Raw genomic sequence first — 15,715 nt, forward strand, 5'->3', positions numbered from 1 at the left:
GGCGGGGGGGCCGGCGGGGGGGGCGGGCGGGGGGGGGGGGGGGCCCCGCCCCCGGCGGGGGGGGGGGGGGCCGGCCGCGGGGGGGGGGGGCCCCGCCCCCCCCCCCCCGCCGCCCCCCCCCCCGCGGCCCTGGCCGCCGGGCCGCTCGGGATTACTCGGCCCAGGGCAGCGGGATCTTGTTGTCCTCGTTGCCCGGCATGCTGGCCTTGCCGCCGACCGCCATGGCGACGAGCGCCTGGGTGTCGCCGACCGCGGTGAGCTGGCGCACCACGCCGGCCGGGACGACCAGCGCCTCGCCGGCCTTGACCTGACCGGCCTCGCCGTCGACGGTCACGTCGAAGGCGCCGGTGAGCGGCATCCAGATCTGCTCGCGGTCGATGATGTGGGCCGGCGTCGAGGAGCCCGCGCCGATCTCCACGCGCCACGTGCTGACCTCGGTGCTGCCCGTGCTCGGGGCGGCGAGTCCGAACATCGCGCCCGACGGGGTGCGGGTGGTCCGCTGCTCGCTCTCGCTGACCACGTTCATGGCGACCTCCTGTGTAAAGAAGCTTTACTTGGGCTAGCGGCATGAGTAAAGCTGCTTTATTCGCGGGTGTCAAACGGATGGACGGGGCCGCCCCGGGAATCTGCCCCCGTGCGGTCGGATTCCGGTGGAGTCCCGCTGGAGCGGGGGGTCCCGGGGCACGGAAGAAGGGTGGGCGTATGGGAGTAAAGCGTCTTTCCAAGGTGTGCGAGCATGACCCGATGGAGTCCACAGCGCAGACCGCACCGACCGGCGGAACGCCAGCGCGGCAGCCCGGGGACCCGCTGGCCCGGGCCGAGCTGACGTACCTGCTCGGCATGTCCTTCCAACTCGTCCTGTCCGAGTTCGTCAGCCGCCTCGAAGCGGCCGGCTACGACGACCTGCGGCCCGTCCACGGCCTGGTCTTCCAGGCCCTGCACGGCTCCGGCGCCACCAGCAGCGAGCTGGCGGAGGTCCTCGGCGTCACCAAACAGGCGGCCGGCCAGATCGTCGACGACCTCGCCGGCCGCGGCTACGTCGAACGGCGCCCCCACCCGGCGGGCGGGCGGCGCAAGCTCGTCGTCCTCACCGACAAGGCGATGCGGCACCTGGCCGTCGCCGGACGCATCCTCTTCGAGCTGGAGAGCGAGCTCGAACAGCGGCTCGGCGCCCAGGACCGCAGGATCCCGCGCACCGAACTCGCCGCCCTCATCAGGGCGATGACGGACGGGGACGACCTACCACCGCTGCGTCCCCTGTGGTGACGGGGGCCGGGCCCGGAGCGGCGCCCGGGTTCTGTCCGACGGACCTCCTGACCGTCTTCTCGTCCGGCCGCCGGCCCCCGCACCGCCCTCACGGGGTCGCGCGGGGGCGCCTTTCTGCCTTCACACGGCCCAGTGGCTGCCCGGGTGGTCCAGCCAGACCCGGTGCCCGTGGGGGCCCACCGTGAGGCCGAACCGTTCCACGGTGGGCCGGCCCTGGCGGAACCACCACCCGTACGCCTCGAAGACCTCGTCCCACAGGCGGCGCGGCCCGGACTGCCACACCTGCGCGTGCTCGCGGCCGTCGCGGAACATCACGCACGCCCAAGACAGGTCGGAGCGGCTGTAGAACCACACGGGGCGCGAACCGTCCCGCTTGTCCGCGACGGCCTGCACGACGTCCGGCACGCGCAGCCCGAGCACGAACGGCAGGTCGGTGTACCGGCCGGTCACGAAATCCGCCTCGGCCACCTCCGTCGTGCTCGTCACCGCGTTCGCGAACGCGCCCGCCTCCAGGTACTCGGCGTGTGGCCGTGCCCCCACCCGCTGCGCGCGGAGCTTCATGAACTCCACGTGCCGGGTGAACCGCCCCGAAGCCTCCCCGCCCTTGACCCGCAGGCAGGCGACGGCGTCGCCGGAGGTGAAGTGCGTCCCCCAGGGGGCGACGATCAGCCCCCCGTGGCGGACCTGCTCCACCCACGCGCCGGGGAAGCAGCGCAAGCCGACCGTGGCGAGGATCCGGTCGTACGGGCCGCCCGCCGGGTCGCCCCCGAAGCCGTCCCCCACGAGGACCCGCGGGTACAGCCCCAGCGTGCACAGCCGCTCACGGGCATGGGCGGACACGGCGCGGTCCACTTCTATCGTCGTCACGTTGCCGCCGCCCAGCCGGTGCGCGAGCGCCCCGGCCGTCTCACCCGTCCCCGTGCCCACGTCGAGGACCGTCATGCCGTCGTCGACGTCCAGGTCCTGCAGCAGGGAGTACACCACCGACGGCATCGACGAGGACGACGTCGACACCCTCCCAGGCTCCCGGCCGCGGTGTCGGCCGTCGTCCCACTGCGTCACGATCGGATCGTTGGCGTCCGCCGCCGCGAACCAGCCCTCGGGGTCCTCCGCGCGGTCCGCGACTGTGCTGCTCTGCCGTGCGACGTCGAAGGGCCACATCAGGTCGGGCAGGAACGCGGCGCGGTCCACGGTCGCGAAGGTCGGCGCCCAGTCCGACGACATCGCGCGCGTCTCCATCAGGAGCCGCCCAAGCTCCTTACGGCTGGGGCGGTCCACACGAGCGTCGTGCGTCATTTGCGGTGCGTCCCGTCGCCGGGCGGGGTGGACCCGTCGGGGTTCGGCGGTTCCTGCGGCGGCGTCCACGGCTGGCCCGGGTGCCCGTCGCCCCCCTGACCGCCGCCTCCGCCACTGCCGTGCAGGCCGCCGTCGGCGGCCGTCATGAACTCGATGCGCACGGGTACTCCTTCGTCTCGAACGACCAGGTACTTGCAGGCCGGCACGACCGCTCATCCTCGAAGCGACCGGGCCGGAGTCCGGGGGCGGTCCCGCCCGCCCGAGGGGTGAGCGGACGAGCGGGACCGAGCGGGACCGAGCGGGACCGAGCGGGACCGAGCGGGACCGCGGGGCGCACGCGGCCATCACGCCCCCTGCACCATCTCGGCCGGCGAGGACGCGGGGACCCGCACCCCCGCCCCGGCAGCGCCGGCTGCCTCACCGCGCCGCCACCGCCGCCGCCAAGAACAAGCCGACACTGCCGGCGACCACACACACCGTCAGCACCCCCGCGAACCGGGTCGCGTAGCCGTACGCCCGCCGCATCCGGCCCCGCCGGCCCGCCACGCGCGACGCCTTCACCGCCTGCGCAACCAACCCGGGAGCCGCCGCGCCGATGGCGGCCCTCCACTGCTCCACCTCGCGCTCCGCCACCATCTCCGCCCACCCCCGTTCCAGCTGCTCGCGTTCCGCCGCCGTGAACCGGAAGACCTCATCCGGCTTCACCGCGCCGCCTCCGCGTGCAGCGGGAAGGCGCCTCCCGCGTGGGGTCCTCGGCAGTGCGCCGGCTCGGTCAGCTCGGGTGCCACCGCGCTCGACCACCGCACCCACACCGTCACCGGGCACCGGCCGCCCAGGGGAAACCGCGGCGCGAGGTGCGGGCCGCCGTGGCACAGCAGGTCCATGTACGGTGCGTCGGAGCGGTCGTCGTTCACCGGCCGGCGCCGCGCGATCTGCTCGGCCAGTGCCGTCGGGAACCGCACGTAGTCCAAGCACTCAGCCACCGGCCCCACCGCCCGCCTCGCAGCCGGCCGCCCGGCGGTGCGGGTGCTGCCGGATCGTCTTGTTGGCGGTGTACAAGCTGATCGCGCTACCCAGCAGCCGGACCGTCTCCCGGTGCCGGGCCGCGGCCTCGCAGACCGGGCACCCCGGCACCGGCACGGGTTCGAGGTCCGGTGTGCGCAGCACGGGGGGCGCTCCCGTCTCACTGCTGCTCATCGGACAGTCCCTCCAGTCCGGCCGCCAGGGCCCGCAGGATCGCCGGGGAGGCCCCGACCGTCGCCCGGACCGGCGCCGCGTAGACCGGCACCCACTCCGGCAGCGGAACGTCCTCCCGCCCCAGCCTGTGGAACGCCTTCCGAGCTATGGCGACGTCCAGCTCGCTCAGCCGTCGTACGCGCTTCGGAAGCTCCTGCGCCATGGCCGCCGTGCCCCCTTCCGTCTTGCAGGTTTGATGACTCTCCGTGCCGGTGCGGTAATGATGTTGCGACGTCAAAGGGGGCGTTCCCACCCCGTTCGCAGGACGTTTGGGACGTTCCCTGGCTAGCGTTCGCACAGGGCCGTACGTCCCCGGGAGGCGAACAATGAATCACGCCCTGCGTCGGGCCATGGCCGATGCGAACATGACCGAAACGCAGCTCGCAGAGCTTTGCGGGGTCGACGCCAAGACGGTGGCGCGCTGGATCACCGAGCCCAACCGCATCCCTCACGCCCGGCACCGGTGGGCAGCCTGCGAGGCTTTACGCGAGGAGGAACAGAACTTGTGGCCCACTGCGATCCGTTCGGCTGTCACGACGGGGCCCAACCGCGAACTCGTCCAGGTCTACCCGTACCGCTCGGCGGCACCCGCGAGCCTCTGGCGTTCCTTGATCACCAAGGCGCGACGGGAACTGGTCTTCGCCGGGTACACCAACTACTTCCTGTGGCTGGAGCAGGCGAACCTGAGCGGCGCCCTGCGGCGGAAGGCTGACACCGGATGCCGAATCCGCTTCCTGATCGGCGACCCTGACAGTCCGGTGACGGCCGCACGCGAGGAAGAGGAGGGCGTGCCGCTCACCCTGTCGACGCGGATCGCCGTCACCCTCGCCGAGCTGGCGAAACTCCAGGACGTGCCCCAGATCGAGGGCCGCTTGGAGACGGGACACGTCGGTCTTTCCGTCTTTCGCTTCGACGACGAGATGATCGTGACGCCGCACCTGGCCCGCAAGGTCGGGCACGACTCACCGATGATGCACCTGCGACGCTGTCAGGCAGACGGCGTGTTCGACCGCTTCGCCGCGCACGTCGAGGAGTTGTGGAGCCGCGGACGCGACATCCGGGAGGCCGCCGACAATGCCCAGGCGTGACTATGAAGACGACCCGAACGCCCCGAAGGCGAACAGCCTGGTTCCCGCGGCCTCGGCGGTCGTGGTGGACGACGCCGGCCGCGTCCTACTGCAGCGGCGCACGGACAACGGAATGTGGGCGCTGCCCGGCGGAGTGATGGAACTGGGGGAGTCCATCGCGCAGTGCGCGAGCCGGGAGACGCTGGAGGAGACCGGCCTCACCGTGGAGATCACAGGGATCGTGGGGACGTACACCAACCCCGGGCACGTGTTCGCGTACGAAGACGGCGAGGTGCGGCAGGAATTCTCCATCTGTCTGCTCGCCCGCCCCACCGGCGGCACGCTGCGGGCCTCGGACGAGTCCTTCGAGGTGGCGTGGTTCGCCCCTGAGGCGATCGACGACCTGCCCATGGTTTCGAGCATCCGCAAGCGGATCGACGACTGGCGGGCCGGTGCCGGCCCGGTGGTCCGATGAGTGCCGTGCCGATCCAGACCTCGGGCCCGGGCCACCAGCGGCGCCGACTCGTGCCGTTCCGGCGGCCCCGAGGGGGCGCCCCCAGCCGAATCCCCCGTCGGGTCACCCGGCAGGCAAGCAGGCCCAGGCCCTGGAACGTCCCGGAGCGCGCGGGGACCCCGGCACATGGCCGGGACCCCCGCCGGCCTCAGGCCGCGCGTCGGGGCCAGAGGCGCTCGCCGCGCAGGTAGAGCAGCTCGGCGGGAACGCCCCGGTCCCGGCAGCGGTCCAGCAGCAGTTCGGTCTGCCGGATCTGCTCCGACTCCGGCTCGTAGCTGGACCCGGTCAGGTGCCGCAACCAGGGCTCCAGGCCCAGCGCGTACACGAAGACCTCGTCCGCGCCGAACCGCTTGACCAGCCGCTCCGCCATGTCGGCGTCGCAGCCCTTGAGCCGGCGCGCCTGGTCGTGCGCCCGGTCCTGGGCGCCCTCCATCAGCGGCCCGTACAGCCAGGACATCGGCGCGCCCACGCACTCCAGCCCGATGAAGACGGTGTCCACGTCACCGGTGCTCTCCCGCACCCGCCGGTACAGGTCCGGGTCGATGTCCACGGCGTCCGTGGCGAACAGCACCCGCCGGCCGCCGATCTCCACCAGCGGCACCGCCTTGGAGCGGATGTCGAGGTCGCCGTGCTCGCCGAGGAACGGCAGCATGGTGACTTCGGCGTCCTCGCCCAGCGCCGCCGACTCCATCTCGCCCAGCTCCACCACCGAGGTGAAGCCCAGCGCCTGGAGCAGCAGCTTGGGGCTGGGGTCCTCCAGGGAGCCGCCGCCGCCCCGGGGGACCACCACGGTGTCCACCCGGTGCCGGAGCTGGAGCAGCGCTTCCACGGACACGTGGTCGCAGTGCAGGTGGCTGAGCACGACCGCGTCCAGCCGCTCGGGCAGGTCGGCCAGCGTGAAGTGCCGGTGGCCGTCGTCGGCGTAGCCGGGCAGGGGGTCGAGCAGGACCGCCGTGGAGCCCGTCTCCAGCAGTACGGTGGCGTGGTTGAGGTAGCGCATCCGCACCGCACCCGCCGGGGCCGGCTCGTACGGCGCCGGGGCGGTCTCGGTGAACAGCCCGGCGAAGGCGGCCACGCGCTCCTCCTCGGGACGGTCGCCGAGCAGCAGCTCTGCCAGGGCCGGCACGTCGGCCGCGGTCCGGCGGGCCGCGAACAGCTCGTCGAGGCGGGGGTCGGCGAACGGGACCTTCAGGTCCACCCGCCGGGGGTTGCGCAGGACCGGGCTGCCGAAGGTGAACGGCTGCTCCAGGTCGGTGCGCGGAGCGAGGGACACCTCCTGGCCCGCGGCCAGCTCGGCGGCGAACGCCCGGTGCACCAGCGGTTCGAAGAAGCGCAGCCGGGGCCGGTTGCCGGTGTCGTAGACCAGCTCCACCAGACCGCGCAGGCTCTCCGGGAGCCGCGCGTACAGCGACTCCATGGGGCGGCCGTCGGCCTGTTCGGCGAGCATCCGCTGGCCGGCCTTGATGTCCTCGGCCAGCCGCAGCAGGCCCGCCGCGGCCCGCTCGGTGCCGGTCAGCAGGGCCTCGGCGTCGGCGGGCTCCCCGCCGTACGGGGCGAGGAACGGTCCGCCGTAACGGGCCGGGTTGGCCAGCGCCGACGCGTGCACCTGGGGGGAGCGCAGGTAGCTCCGCAGCTGCGGCAGGTACCGCTCGCGCAGGTTCAGGGCGGCGGTGTGCGGCGGCACGAGGTGGCACCACGCGTACCACCGGTGCAGCAGCGGCTGCGGGACGGCCGCCGGGCTGAGGTATCCCTTCACCGGGCGTCCGTTGAGGACGGAACTCACGTGGTACCTCCGGACTGCGATACGGAGCCCGCCGGGGCGGGCTTGGCTGCGGGGGAACCGCCGGCCGCCGCCGGACCGGCCTGCGCGGCGGGCGCGGTGCCACCGGCGGGCGCGATGACCGCGTCGCCGTCGGCCTCGGTGGCGGTTCCGGTGGCGGCGTCGTCCACGCCCGGTTCCGGGTCCGGTGCCGCGGCGAGCGAGGCGCGGGCGGAGAGCAGGGCCGGGCCGCACAGGGCCAGGGCCAGGAAGATCCCGCCGCCGGCGATCACGAAGACCAGCCGGGCGTTGTCCTCCGGGCCGAGCAGGCCGCCGGCCAGGTAGCCGGCCGTGCTGCCGAAGAACGCGGCGGACGACAGCGTGCCGCCGACCCGGCCCAGCACCTCCGCGGGCACCGCCTTCTGCAGCAGGGTCTCCTCGCCGACGTTGGCCACGCCGTTGCCCAGGCCGGCGATCAGCTGCATCGCGACCGCGGCCAGCAGCACCGGGGCGGCCGCGGTCAGCAGCAGCCCGAGCCCGGTGAAGAACCAGCCCGCGAGCAGCACCCACACCGGGGAGCGGCTCTCGGCCGCGCGGACCAGCCACAGCGAGGCGGCCACCATGGCCACGCCGAACGAGGCCGCGAGCACGCCGTAGCCGGTCTCGCCGGTGCCCAGCGACTGCTCGGCCAGGAAGACCAGCGCCAGGTTGTCCAGCGAGCCGAAGAACAGGCCGAGCAGGAGCAGCAGCACGATGGCCCGCGCCACCCGGTGGTGCCGCACGAACTTCAGGCCCTCCACGGTGTCGCCGAGCAGGGTCCGGCGTTCACCGGTGCGCAGCGGCTCCAGCGCCGGGATGCCGGTGAGCAGCAGGGCCGAGAACAGGAAGCTGCCCGCGTTGACCGCCAGCGCCCCGTACTCGCTGCCCCAGGCGGAGAACACGCCGCCGAGCACCGGGCCCAGCGCCGCCTGGAGGTTGAAGGCGGTGCCCAGCCAGGCGTTGGCCGGCATGAGGTCGGCGTCGTCGACGATCCGCGGGACGACGGTACGGCCGGCCGCGGAGAACACGGTGGACGCGGCGGCGGCGACCGCGACCAGGGGCACCAGCACCGCCAGGCCCGGGCGGGCCAGCACGATCGTGCCGAACACGGCGGCCTGCACCAGCTCGGCGGCGATCAGCAGCCGCCGTACGCCCATCCGGTCGGCGAGGGCCCCGGCCAGCGGTCCGAAGAACCGCGGCACGGACTCGGCCAGCAGGATCAGCGAGACCGCGGTGCCCGCGTGCTCGCCCCGGCTGACCAGGAGGACGAGGGCCACCATGGCCGCGCCGTCGCCGATCAGCGAGACCGCCCGGGCCAGCCAGAAGCGGCGGAACAGGCGGTGGCGTCGGATCAGATTGGGTTCTGCGGCCAAGACCTTCGGTCCTTTCGGGGCGGCGAAGCGGAGGGAACGGGGGCGGCGGGTGGACGGGCGGAGCGGTCGGGCGGTGGACCGGGCACACCGCGGTCGGGGCCGGCGGCCCGACGGGTCAGAGCACGGCCCGCCCGTGGTCGCCGCCGCGTGAGCCGGCGCTGCGCCGCAGGTCGGCGGTGAGGTTGATGCGCTTGAGCCAGCGGTCCGTGCCGTCGTAGCGGGCCGCGAACGGCCGCCGGCCGTGCACCGCGCGCTTGTTGTCGATGACGAACAGGTCGCCGGGTCCGACCACCACGTCGGTCAGCTTCGCCTCGATGGCGGCCAGCAGCGCGTCCTGCGCCTCGGACGCCTCGGGGTCGAGCGGGTTGGTGTGCATGAACGGCGGGTCCACGCGCAGCCAGGGCGCGGCCGGATCCCCTTCGAGCAGGGCGATCGGCTCGGGCCGGCCCGCCATGGCGTCGATGCGCCGGAACCGCTCGTCCTCGCCCGCGCCGTCGGTGCCCGTGGCCAGGTTGAAGCCCTGGGTGTGCGACTGGTCCGGGAGGATCGCGAACCGCTTCTGGAACAGCACCGCGCGGTGCTCCTCCGAAAGCTCGATGTCCTCCATCGCCGCGAAGGTGGTGGCGACCCCGTCGTGGTTGCGCAGGCCCAGCAGGACCATCCAGTCCGCCCGGTGCGGGTGGAAGGCGTCCTCGGTGTGCCAGTCCAGCATGGCCGTGGAACCCGAGCCGAGCTGGTCGAACTCGTGGCCGGGCACCGGGAACAGGTCGAGGATCAGCCGTCCGCCCTGCTGGCTGCTGAACGAGAACGGTTCGCCGAGCAGCGAGCCGACCAGGCACAGCACCGCGTCGGCGTGCCGCAGCTCCGGCCGGTCCGGGCGCTCGGTGTAGCTGCGCGGGGTGGCGCCCAGCGCGTCGCCGTCGACCAGCAGTCCGCTGATCAGGAAACCCGCGTGCGGGACGCCGGCCAGCCGGAACTCGGTCATCAGCCGGCGGAGCGGACGGGGCAGTTCGTGCGCCATCAGCGCGGCGAGCTGGAGGGTCCGCTGGGCGTCGAGCGAGGCCGAGGCGCGCGCGAACTCGTGGGCGAGCGCGGCGACCCGGTGGCGCTCGTCGGGCAGCAGGACGATGCGCGGGACGCCGGGTCCCGCCGGGGGTGCCGCGGCGGGTGCCGCGGCGGGCGGTGCGATGGTCTGCATGGTGGCTCCCCTTCGGAACGAGAGGTCGCCGCAGCCTCTCAGGAGCGACTCGAATGTCGGTCGACACGCTGGTGGGAGCCCCCGCGGGGGCCGGGCGGAGGTCGGCGGGAGCGGGCGGAGGGCGTGCGGGCGGTCGCCTCACCCGGTCGCTGTCAAGCCGCGGCCCGGGACGGCCGCCGCCACCTCCGGCGGTTGTCAAGCGCCGCTTGAGCCGGGGGCGTTGTCCTGTTCACGTCGAACCAGCGGTCCGGCGGAAGACGGACCGACCCCGAGCGGGATGAGGTGAGCCAACGTGCGTACGGCCACGGTGAACGCCGCGAAGCGCAGGATCTACATGTCCGCCTTCAGCCGGTCCGCCTACCTCCCCGTCGTCTGGGGCGCCCTGCGCAGCTACGCCGAGACGCAGCCGGACCTCGTCGAGGCCTACGCCTTCGAGGAGCCGTTCTTCCTGCCCGAGCAGGCGGCCGACCCGGCCTCGCGGATGGATGACCCGGCGGTCTTCGCGATGTCCTGCTACCTGTGGAACTTCAACAAGAACATGGCGGCCTGCCGTGCCGTCAAGGAGCGCTTCCCGGACGTGGTCACCGTCGTCGGCGGCCCGCACGTCCCGGACAACGCGACCGAGTTCCTCCGCACCCACCCGTACGTGGACTTCGCCGTCCACAAGGAGGGCGAGGCCCCGTTCTCCGAACTGCTGCGGGCCCTCCTCCAGGACGAGCCCGACTTCTCCTCGGTGCCGTCGCTCAGCTGGCGCGACCGTGACGGAAAGGTCCGGCGGAACCCGCTCGGCGGGCAGCTGCCCCGCGAGATCGACGTGCCGAGCCCCTGGCTGACCGGCCTGATGGACGCCTCCTTCGACGCGGCCCGCGCGGCCGGCTACAAGCCGACCGTGCTGTGGGAGACCAACCGCGGCTGCCCCTACAGCTGCACCTTCTGCGACTGGGGCTCCGCCAACCAGTCCAAGATCCGCAAGTTCGACGAGGACCGGCTGCACGCCGAGATCGACTTCTTCACCGAGCAGAACGTGTCCGCGATCCTGTGCGCCGACGCCAACTTCGGGATCCTCCCGCGGGACGTCGGCCTCGCCGAGCACCTCGTCCGCAACAAGCAGGAGACGGGATTCCCCGGCAAGTTCGTCACCAGCTACGCCAAGAACGCCAACGACCGGATCGTGCAGATCAGCTCGATGTTCGCGCTGAACGGGATGTCCAACGGGACCATCCTCGCGATGCAGAGCGGCACCTCCGACGTGCTGGAACAGGTCAAGCGCTCCAACATGCCGGCCAAGAACTACGAGAAGCTCGCCGAGGGCTTCCGCGAGCGCGGCGTCGAGACCTACACCGAAGTGATCATCGGGCTGCCGCACGAGACCCCCGACACCTTCGCCCGCGGCCTGTGCCGGATGCTGGAGATCGGCATCCACGACGACATCATGATCTACGAGTGCGTGCTGCTGCCCAACGCCGAGATGGGCAGCGCCGCCCACCGCGAGCAGTACGCCCTGGAGACCATCACCCGCACCTACCTCCCCGACGACGTGGAGGAGGTCGAGGTCGTCGTCGCCCACTCCACGATGACCCGCGAGGACTGGGTGCGCATGTACCTCTTCGGTGCGGTGCTCCAGGCCCTCCACAACCGCGGCATCACCCGGCAGCTGGCGATCTACCTGCACCACGAGGGCGTCCTCGGCTACGAGGACCTCTACCGCTCGCTGGCCGACGCCGCCCTCGCCGACGCCGGCACCGTCCTCGGCCGGGCCGTCGAGCGGGCCCGCGCCCTGCTGTGGACCTACCTGGAGTCGCCGGCCGTCCCCAACGAGGGGAAGGTCGCCTCCCAGCCCGACATGATGGAGAAGCTCGAACGCTGGGTCCCCGGCAAGGAGTCCTGGCTGATCTACGAGTGGGTGTGGGCCTGCGTCCAGAACGAACTCGACGCCTTCCACGCCGAACTCCGCGACCACCTCCAGGACGCCGGGGTGAAGATCGACGACCGGCTGGAGGAACTGCTCCGCTACCAGCGCGCCTCCGTGTTCACCGTCGCCGAGTCCGGAACCACCCGGGTCGAGCTGTTCACCCACGACTGGGCCGGCTACTTCCGCTCCCCGGCCGCAGGCCTGAACCCCGGCGTGCACGTCACCAGCTTCGAACCGCCCGCCGCGAGGATGCGCTGATGGCCCCCGACCTCGCCGGCCGCGTCCTCACCAGGGCGGCGGAAGAACCCGGCCGCACCGCCGTCGAACTCCCCGGCTCCCCCGGATCCACCCTGACCTACGGCGCCCTGGCCGCCGCCGCCCGCACCCTGGCCGGCCGGCTGCACGCCCGGGGCGCCCGCCCCGGAGACACCGTCGCACTGGTCGCCGCGTCCGTGCCCGAACTCGTCGTGGCCCTGGTCGCCGCCGCAGGCGCCGGACTGGTCTGCGCCCCGCTCGACGACGCCCAGCCGCCCGCCCGGGTGCGCCGCGCCATGGAGCTGGCCGGAGCCCGCACCGCGCTGGTCGCCTCGCCCCGGCGCGCCGCCTTCTGGGCCGCCGAACTCGGCGCCGCCGCCCTGGAAGTGGACGTCACGGCCACCGGGGACGCCACGCCCGCCGGCTTCCCCCGCCCGCCCGCCGCCGACGACCCCGCCTACCTGCTCTTCACCTCCGGCTCCACCGGCGTGCCCAAGGGCGTACGGATCTCCCACGGCCCCTTCGCCCGGCACTGCGAGGTCGCCGCCGGGGCCTACCGGCTCACCCCGGACAGCGTCACCCTCCAGTTCGCCTCACCCGGCTTCGACGTCGCGCTGGAGGAGATCTGGCCCACCCTGCTGGCCGGTGGCCGCGTCGTGCTCCGCGACGGGGGCCTGTGGTCGCTGCCCGAGCTGCTCGACGTCACCGACGCCCACGGCATCACCATGTGGCAGCTGCCCACCGCCTACTGGACCCTGCTCGGCGCCGAAGCCGCCGCACGGGAGGACCTGCGCCCGCCCGCCACCCTGGACCTCGTCCTGATCGGAGGAGAGGCCGCCACCACCGCGGCCGCCCGCCGCTGGCTGGACTCGCCCATGGGCACCGTCCGCCTGCTCAACGCCTACGGACCCACCGAGGGCGTGGTCACCTCCACCCTGTACGAGGTGCCGCGCGCCACCGGGGCCCTCCCGGCCGGCGAGACCCTGCCCATCGGACGGGCCCTGGACGGCCGCTCCGCCCTGGTCCTGGACGACGCCCTGCGCCCGGTACCGGCCGGCGTCCCCGGCGAACTCCACGTCACCGGACCCTGCCTGGCCGACGGCTACGCCGGTGACGGGACGGCCACCGCCCGCGCCTTTCCCACGCTGCCCGACGGCCGCCGCGCCTTCCGCACCGGCGACCTGGTCACCCGCGGGGCCGACGGGGTCCTCGTCTACCACGGGCGCCGCGACCGCCAGGTGAAGATCTCCGGGGTCCGCGTGGAACCCGGCGAGGTCGAGGCGGCGCTGGCCGCCTGCACCGGAGTCGCCGCCGCCGCGGTCACCGTGGCCGGCGCGGGCGACCGCGCCCGCCTGGTCGCCCACGTGGTGCCCGCCGAACCGCCCGCCGAACCATCCGCCGCGGCCGGCGCCCTGCGCGCCGAACTGGCCGGCCGGCTGCCCGCCGCCATGGTGCCCGCCCGGGTCGAGTTCCACACCCGGCTGCCCCGCACCGTCAACGACAAGGTCGACCACCGCGCCCTGGCAGCCGCCCCGGCCGCCCGCACCGACCGAGAGGAGACACGGTGACCGCCACCACCACGAACCCGCCGGCCGCCCCACCCTCGCCGGCCCCCTCCCCGGGAGCCCCCGTGCGGGAGTTCGCCGACGGCCTGCGCCAGGCGGGCTCCACCGACGCCGCCCGCGAGCTCGCGGCGTTCGCCGACGCCCTGGACACGGCCACCGCCCGGCCCGAGGAACCCGCCCCCGTCCCCGGCTGGATCGAGGTCGAGGGAGAGGGCGAGGACGCCACCGTCGGCCTCGTGCCCGACGCGGTGTCCCGGCTCTACGAGGAGCTCTGCCGGATCGCCGACCCCGCCCTGCTGCGGGCCGCCGTCGTCCTGCTGCTCAACCTGAGCGTCCGCCTCCAGCAGGTCCCGGGCGGGGCCCGCGCCGCCGGCGCCGTCATGGCCTGCGGCGCCGAACTCGCCCCCGTACTCGAGGCCGTCAACGGCGGCGCCCCGCCCCTGGTGGGCCGGGCCGCCCTGCAGCTCACCGACGACGAAGGCCGGCTCGTCCTCGCCGAGGAACAGGCCCGCTGGATCGCGGCGGAACTGGAACGGCTCCCGGCCGCCCCGCGCCGCCGCTCCGTCCTCGGACTGGCCGCGCTGGCCGAACAGCTGGACACCGACCCGGACGCCGCGCAGGCCGCCCAGGCCCTGCGCACCCTGGCGGCGGACGCCGCCCGCGCCCTGGAAGGAGCCGACCGGTGATCACCAGCCAGACGCTCGGGACCACCCTCTACCCCGTCAGCATCGGCGGCCACCTCGTGGAGGCCGCCGTGGAACTCGCCCGAGGAGCGGCGGCCCGGCTCGGTGCCGGGCTCGACCCCGAGCGGCTGCGCGCACACGGTGCCGACGCGGCCGCCCTCCTCCGCCTCGCGGCAGCGGAACATCCCGCTCCGTGACCCCAGACGCCGGGCCCGCACCCCGCGGACCCGGAGCTCCACCAGAACACGACGAGGAGTCGACATGACCCAGAACAAGATGGACCAGCAGTCCGTACAGGCCGACAAGAAGACGGCCGCCCAGGACAAGCCGTCGATCAGCTCCCGCATCAGCAAGTACGGGAAGTACGACCGGCTCCAGGGCTGAGCCCTTGCACCGGGGTGAGCCCTCGTTCCGGGGTGCGCCGCGCACGGCTGCGCACCCCGGCTCGCCACGACGGAGGTAGACGATGAGCGTCGCACAGCCCGTACCGATCAGCCCCGAGCAGTTCCGCAAGCTGTTCGGAGGAGACCTCGGGGACGTGTTCCTCCTGGTCACGTCGCCGGGCGTGCGCAGCGCGCTCACCGTCGAGGAGAGCGGCGTCCCGGTCCGCGAGTTCGACTGGACCGGCCCCGAGGCCCGCGCGGGCCTCATCGCCGAGATGGCCGCACTGCGGGCGTCCGGGCGCCGCGCCTCCGTCCTGTGGATCGCCGACGACGAGTTCGTCCACTTCGACGACGAGGACCTCGAAGGCATGCGGATGGGCGCCTTCTCCAGCTTCTCGGCGCCCTTCTCCGAGGAGACCCTCCGCAACACCGCCGCCATCGTCGCCGCCGTCGACTACGAGCGCGAGATCGGCATCGAGGAGGAGTTCCTCACCCTCCTCGACCAGGCCGACGACATGCTCTTCCTCGGCCGCGAGTTCGGCACCGAAGCCGTGTTCCGGCACCAGTTCTCCGAGCACTGGTTCTCGCTGCACGGCCCGCTCCAGCCCGGCCAGCAGGTGGTCCTGCCCACCGGCGAACTCAGCTCGCTGGTCAACGCCTCCGGCGAGTTCGAGCTCGACACCCACTTCACGCTGAACGGCGAGATCACCCTCCAGGGCGCGCCCATCGTGCACCGCGGCGGCCACGAGACCAGCCTGGCCGAGACCGAGCAGGTGTACCGCGACCTCGCCCCGATGGCCGACCAGCCGGCGATCGTCACGCTGACCGAGGGCCGCATCACCGCCGTCCGCCCCGCCATCACCGGCCGCACCGAGTTCGCCGCCAACCTCGAACGCCTGCTCGCCCGCGACGACCGCTACGCCAAGCTGCACGAGATCGGCTTCGGCACCAACGCGGCCTGCGCCCCGCTGCTCCCCGGCAACTACTTCGCCAACGAGCGGCACCCCGGCGTCCACCTCGGCCTGGGCCTGGGCACCTTCACCCAGTTCCACATCGACCTGATGAGCACCGCCATCGACGTGGTGATGCGCGGCGTCGAAGGCCGTGACGTCGAGCTGTTCCCGGCCCTGGGACTCCTGCCGTCCCGGCAGCCCGCCGGGGTCTGAGCC

At 73.6% G+C, this 15,715-nt stretch carries 19 protein-coding genes; 9 read left to right on the top strand and 10 right to left on the bottom strand.

The window, feature by feature from the left end; translation table 11 throughout:
- Nucleotides 1-151: 151 nt before the first annotated feature.
- Nucleotides 152-526, bottom strand: a complete 375-nt coding sequence (locus tag ACFY61_RS26485) for a cupin domain-containing protein (protein WP_389475806.1) — start codon at nt 524-526, stop codon at nt 152-154.
- Between the two features lie 218 nt (nt 527-744).
- Between ACFY61_RS26485 and ACFY61_RS26490 the strand changes: the two genes are divergently transcribed.
- Nucleotides 745-1,266: a MarR family winged helix-turn-helix transcriptional regulator gene (locus ACFY61_RS26490; protein WP_389475808.1), complete on the top strand. Its 522-nt coding sequence runs from the start codon at nt 745-747 to the stop codon at nt 1,264-1,266.
- Nucleotides 1,267-1,386: 120 nt separating this feature from the next.
- Here ACFY61_RS26490 and ACFY61_RS26495 read toward each other — a convergent pair whose 3' ends face one another.
- The 6 genes from ACFY61_RS26495 to ACFY61_RS26520 all read right to left on the bottom strand — a co-directional run bounded on the left by ACFY61_RS26495 (nt 1,387) and on the right by ACFY61_RS26520 (nt 3,961).
- Entirely contained in the window at nt 1,387-2,562 is a 1,176-nt protein-coding gene (locus tag ACFY61_RS26495) for a methyltransferase domain-containing protein (protein WP_389475810.1), read from the bottom strand.
- Complete coding sequence (locus ACFY61_RS26500; RefSeq protein WP_389475812.1) at nt 2,559-2,723, bottom strand: hypothetical protein; 165 nt, start codon at nt 2,721-2,723, stop codon at nt 2,559-2,561. Before ACFY61_RS26500 ends, ACFY61_RS26495 begins: the two co-directional genes overlap by 4 nt.
- A 256-nt stretch (nt 2,724-2,979) precedes the next feature.
- Nucleotides 2,980-3,267 carry a hypothetical protein gene (locus tag ACFY61_RS26505; RefSeq protein ID WP_389475814.1) on the bottom strand — a complete coding sequence of 96 codons (288 nt, stop codon included), beginning with the start codon at nt 3,265-3,267 and terminating at the stop codon, nt 2,980-2,982.
- The gene (locus ACFY61_RS26510; protein WP_389475816.1) at nt 3,264-3,545 is read right to left on the bottom strand and encodes a hypothetical protein; all 282 of its coding nucleotides are present in this window, start codon (nt 3,543-3,545) and stop codon (nt 3,264-3,266) included. Before ACFY61_RS26510 ends, ACFY61_RS26505 begins: the two co-directional genes overlap by 4 nt.
- Nucleotides 3,538-3,759, bottom strand: a complete 222-nt coding sequence (locus ACFY61_RS26515) for a hypothetical protein (RefSeq protein WP_389475818.1) — start codon at nt 3,757-3,759, stop codon at nt 3,538-3,540. The genes ACFY61_RS26510 and ACFY61_RS26515 overlap by 8 nt, the downstream gene beginning before the upstream one ends.
- Nucleotides 3,746-3,961 (bottom strand): hypothetical protein, encoded by a 216-nt coding sequence (locus ACFY61_RS26520; RefSeq protein WP_389475820.1) that lies wholly within the window; start codon nt 3,959-3,961, stop codon nt 3,746-3,748. The genes ACFY61_RS26515 and ACFY61_RS26520 overlap by 14 nt, the downstream gene beginning before the upstream one ends.
- A 163-nt stretch (nt 3,962-4,124) precedes the next feature.
- Here ACFY61_RS26520 and ACFY61_RS26525 point away from each other — a divergent pair, with 163 nt between their 5' ends.
- Complete coding sequence (locus ACFY61_RS26525; RefSeq protein ID WP_389475822.1) at nt 4,125-4,886, top strand: XRE family transcriptional regulator; 762 nt, start codon at nt 4,125-4,127, stop codon at nt 4,884-4,886.
- A complete protein-coding gene (locus ACFY61_RS26530; protein ID WP_389475824.1) occupies nt 4,873-5,340 on the top strand; it encodes an NUDIX domain-containing protein in 468 nt (155 codons plus the stop codon). Before ACFY61_RS26525 ends, ACFY61_RS26530 begins: the two co-directional genes overlap by 14 nt.
- A gap of 187 nt (nt 5,341-5,527) precedes the next feature.
- Here ACFY61_RS26530 and ACFY61_RS26535 read toward each other — a convergent pair whose 3' ends face one another.
- The 3 genes from ACFY61_RS26535 to gntD form a co-directional block, all read right to left on the bottom strand.
- Nucleotides 5,528-7,162, bottom strand: a complete 1,635-nt coding sequence (locus ACFY61_RS26535; protein ID WP_389475826.1) for an MBL fold metallo-hydrolase — start codon at nt 7,160-7,162, stop codon at nt 5,528-5,530.
- A complete protein-coding gene (locus ACFY61_RS26540) occupies nt 7,159-8,550 on the bottom strand; it encodes an MFS transporter (RefSeq protein ID WP_389475828.1) in 1,392 nt (463 codons plus the stop codon). The genes ACFY61_RS26535 and ACFY61_RS26540 overlap by 4 nt, the downstream gene beginning before the upstream one ends.
- A gap of 115 nt (nt 8,551-8,665) precedes the next feature.
- Complete coding sequence (gene gntD, locus ACFY61_RS26545) at nt 8,666-9,748, bottom strand: guanitoxin biosynthesis L-enduracididine beta-hydroxylase GntD (protein ID WP_389475830.1); 1,083 nt, start codon at nt 9,746-9,748, stop codon at nt 8,666-8,668.
- Nucleotides 9,749-10,040: 292 nt separating this feature from the next.
- Between gntD and ACFY61_RS26550 the strand changes: the two genes are divergently transcribed.
- The 6 genes from ACFY61_RS26550 to ACFY61_RS26575 all read left to right on the top strand — a co-directional run bounded on the left by ACFY61_RS26550 (nt 10,041) and on the right by ACFY61_RS26575 (nt 15,712).
- Nucleotides 10,041-11,918 (top strand): B12-binding domain-containing radical SAM protein, encoded by a 1,878-nt coding sequence (locus ACFY61_RS26550; RefSeq protein ID WP_389475832.1) that lies wholly within the window; start codon nt 10,041-10,043, stop codon nt 11,916-11,918.
- A complete protein-coding gene (locus ACFY61_RS26555; RefSeq protein WP_389475833.1) occupies nt 11,918-13,483 on the top strand; it encodes an amino acid adenylation domain-containing protein in 1,566 nt (521 codons plus the stop codon). Before ACFY61_RS26550 ends, ACFY61_RS26555 begins: the two co-directional genes overlap by 1 nt.
- A complete protein-coding gene (locus ACFY61_RS26560; protein WP_389475835.1) occupies nt 13,480-14,166 on the top strand; it encodes a hypothetical protein in 687 nt (228 codons plus the stop codon). Before ACFY61_RS26555 ends, ACFY61_RS26560 begins: the two co-directional genes overlap by 4 nt.
- Complete coding sequence (locus ACFY61_RS26565; protein ID WP_389475837.1) at nt 14,163-14,360, top strand: hypothetical protein; 198 nt, start codon at nt 14,163-14,165, stop codon at nt 14,358-14,360. Before ACFY61_RS26560 ends, ACFY61_RS26565 begins: the two co-directional genes overlap by 4 nt.
- Nucleotides 14,361-14,424: 64 nt before the next feature.
- Nucleotides 14,425-14,547 carry a hypothetical protein gene (locus ACFY61_RS26570; RefSeq protein ID WP_389475839.1) on the top strand — a complete coding sequence of 41 codons (123 nt, stop codon included), beginning with the start codon at nt 14,425-14,427 and terminating at the stop codon, nt 14,545-14,547.
- A gap of 82 nt (nt 14,548-14,629) precedes the next feature.
- Complete coding sequence (locus ACFY61_RS26575; protein ID WP_389475841.1) at nt 14,630-15,712, top strand: hypothetical protein; 1,083 nt, start codon at nt 14,630-14,632, stop codon at nt 15,710-15,712.
- Nucleotides 15,713-15,715 lie beyond the last annotated feature (3 nt).

This window comes from Streptomyces sp. NPDC012888 (assembly GCF_042900645.1).
GTDB lineage: Bacteria > Actinomycetota > Actinomycetes > Streptomycetales > Streptomycetaceae > Streptomyces.

What these genes read in the sequence shown, in the direction of transcription:
- ACFY61_RS26490 (WP_389475808.1), top strand. Translation starts at nt 745, where the DNA reads ATGGAGTCCACAGCGCAGACCGCACCGACCGGCGGAACGCCAGCGCGG.
- ACFY61_RS26555 (WP_389475833.1), top strand. Translation starts at nt 11,918, where the DNA reads ATGGCCCCCGACCTCGCCGGCCGCGTCCTCACCAGGGCGGCGGAAGAA.
- ACFY61_RS26570 (WP_389475839.1), top strand. Translation starts at nt 14,425, where the DNA reads ATGACCCAGAACAAGATGGACCAGCAGTCCGTACAGGCCGACAAGAAG.
- ACFY61_RS26525 (WP_389475822.1), top strand. Translation starts at nt 4,125, where the DNA reads ATGAATCACGCCCTGCGTCGGGCCATGGCCGATGCGAACATGACCGAA.
- gntD (WP_389475830.1), bottom strand. Translation starts at nt 9,748, where the DNA reads ATGCAGACCATCGCACCGCCCGCCGCGGCACCCGCCGCGGCACCCCCG.
- ACFY61_RS26515 (WP_389475818.1), bottom strand. Translation starts at nt 3,759, where the DNA reads ATGAGCAGCAGTGAGACGGGAGCGCCCCCCGTGCTGCGCACACCGGAC.
- ACFY61_RS26530 (WP_389475824.1), top strand. Translation starts at nt 4,873, where the DNA reads ATGCCCAGGCGTGACTATGAAGACGACCCGAACGCCCCGAAGGCGAAC.
- ACFY61_RS26575 (WP_389475841.1), top strand. Translation starts at nt 14,630, where the DNA reads ATGAGCGTCGCACAGCCCGTACCGATCAGCCCCGAGCAGTTCCGCAAG.
- ACFY61_RS26485 (WP_389475806.1), bottom strand. Translation starts at nt 526, where the DNA reads ATGAACGTGGTCAGCGAGAGCGAGCAGCGGACCACCCGCACCCCGTCG.
- ACFY61_RS26520 (WP_389475820.1), bottom strand. Translation starts at nt 3,961, where the DNA reads ATGGCGCAGGAGCTTCCGAAGCGCGTACGACGGCTGAGCGAGCTGGAC.
- ACFY61_RS26495 (WP_389475810.1), bottom strand. Translation starts at nt 2,562, where the DNA reads ATGACGCACGACGCTCGTGTGGACCGCCCCAGCCGTAAGGAGCTTGGG.